Origin of the sequence: Streptomyces sp. NPDC059455 (genome assembly GCF_042750115.1) — a bacterium.
Classification (GTDB): Bacteria; Actinomycetota; Actinomycetes; order Streptomycetales; family Streptomycetaceae; genus Streptomyces; species Streptomyces endocoffeicus.
Genome location: NZ_JBHYVB010000245.1, coordinates 13,405 through 15,025 on the forward strand (window position 1 = coordinate 13,405; position 1,621 = coordinate 15,025).

Annotated in this window: 2 protein-coding genes; both read left to right on the forward strand. The window is 70.3% G+C overall.

Going from position 1 to position 1,621, the window contains the following annotated elements; translation table 11 throughout:
* The first annotated feature begins 297 nt into the window (after positions 1-297).
* Positions 298-768, forward strand: a complete 471-nt coding sequence (locus ACFXB5_RS46910) for a hypothetical protein (RefSeq protein ID WP_385220378.1) — start codon at positions 298-300, stop codon at positions 766-768.
* A 147-nt stretch (positions 769-915) separates the two neighbouring features.
* Positions 916-1,590 carry a FadR/GntR family transcriptional regulator gene (locus tag ACFXB5_RS46915; protein ID WP_385220381.1) on the forward strand — a complete coding sequence of 225 codons (675 nt, stop codon included), beginning with the start codon at positions 916-918 and terminating at the stop codon, positions 1,588-1,590.
* Positions 1,591-1,621 lie beyond the last annotated feature (31 nt).

Here is a 1,621-nt window from a genome sequence, read left to right on the forward strand (position 1 = left end):
CGGCGCGCGCGCGGAGCTCCCACCCCACCCCCCCCCGCCCCGCCGCTACCGCAAATTGCCCCCATCCGCCCCGCGGAGCGCGGCCGGGGCCGTTCCGAGATCTCACGAACTCGCCGCGCGTCGGGGGCAGTTGACGGCCGGTCTGCCGCGAGCCGCGAACTTACTCGCGCGTTAAAAATCAGCTGAATCGCTCTTGCCTTCTTCGCCGGTGCGCGCATCAATGACATCGCCCGTGGATGACGGGCGGGAACCCCCCACACATCAGCCGCACTTTCCCCCACTCCGGAAGGCAATCCCATGAGACGGATCAAGCTCGGGATCAGCACGGCAATGGGAACAGCAGCACTGGCCGCCGGCGCGCTGGCGCTGGCACCGACCGCGACCGCGGTCACCCCCACGACCGCCACCCTCACGGCCGACTGCGGGACGTACGGGTCGGGCCTGGCCAGCCTGACCGCCACACAGAGCGGCACCGCCGCGACCATCACCCTGTCCTCGGGGGCGATCAAGGCCCCGATCGACGTTCCGGCGGGCTCGGTGAGCTCGACGCTGACGCTGTCGAAGAAGGGCGGCGGAACCAAGACCTTCACCGGGAGCTCCAACCCGGCGATCCCGACCGGCTCCGATGTGACCACCGGCCCGCTCAAGGGCACGGTGGCCGCGGGCGACGTCCTGGAGGCCAAGTCGCTCAAGCTGGTCATCTTCGGTCTGATCACGGTGAACTGCACCGCCACCTCGCCGCAGTCCCCGGGGCCGTTCACCTTCTGAGCCATCCGATGAAACGGCTCTGAGCCCGCTTCGGGCCCTCCTGGTAAAAGGTCACAGTGGACCGGCGGCGTCCCCGGCAGACGCCGCCGGTTCAAGCACGTCATAATGGACCTGATACATCGGATGTTTGGCCCGGGGAGGTCCACCATGGCGGTCACCGACGAGGCGATCGAAAAAATCAAGGGCATGATCGTCTCGGGTGCGCTGCGCCCCGGTGACCGGCTCCCCAAGGAGAGCGAGCTGGCCGCCGATCTGGGGCTGTCGCGCAACTCGCTGCGCGAGGCCGTCCGGGCGCTGTCGCTGATCCGGATCCTCGACGTACGGCAGGGCGACGGCACCTATGTGACCAGCCTCGACCCCCAACTGCTGCTGGAGGCGCTGAGCTTCGTGGTGGACTTCCACCGCGATGACACGGTGCTGGAGTTCCTGGCGGTGCGGCGGATCCTGGAGCCCGCGGCCACGGCGCTGGCCTCCACCCGGATCAGCGACGCCGAGCTGGACCGGCTCCAGGAGCAGCTGGACGCGCTCGGGCAGGAGCCGTCCGTGGAGGAGCTGGTCGCCTGCGATCTGGAGTTCCACCGCGGCATCGTCCAGTCCTCGGGCAACTCGGTGCTCTGCTCGCTGCTCGACGGGCTCTCCGGGCCCACCACCCGGGCCCGGGTGTGGCGCGGTCTGACACAGGAGGACGCGGTCAGCCGCACCCTCCATGAGCACCGGGCGATCCTGGCCGCCCTGCGGGACCGTGACGCGGAGGCGGCACGGTCCTGGGCGACGGTGCACATCGCGAGCGTGGAGCAGTGGCTGCGCTCCACGCGGTGTTGACACCGGGGGGGGGGCCGCGGGGCGCGGCGGG